General features: G+C 66.8%; 1 pseudogene. It reads right to left on the bottom strand.

Annotation, left to right across the window (positions count from 1 at the left end):
* Positions 1-241 (bottom strand): annotated as a pseudogene (locus ACFI9K_RS24940) (pyridine nucleotide-disulfide oxidoreductase); the annotation flags it as partial.

The following is a 241-nucleotide window of genomic DNA, read 5'->3' as shown; positions in this document are numbered from 1 at the left end:
TTCGGCGTCGAGGGGCCAGGTGCGGGGGACGTCGGGGTGGCCGTCGTACCAGGAGACGAAGTCGGCGGCGCCGTAGCTGCCGTCGAGGTCGATGCCGGGGATGTTCAGGGCGCGGTCGGCGTTGGCTCCGGTGGAGAAGATGACGGCGTCGTAGAAGCGGCGTAGGTCGTCGAGGTTGATGTCGGTGCCGTAGTCGATGTTGCCGAGTAGGCGTACCTGGGGCTTGTCGAGGACTTTGTGC

The organism is Rhodococcus sp. PSi06, from assembly GCF_054960675.1.
The sequence above is the reverse complement of the archived record's forward strand: the minus strand, read 5'-3'. Positions and strand labels throughout refer to the sequence as shown.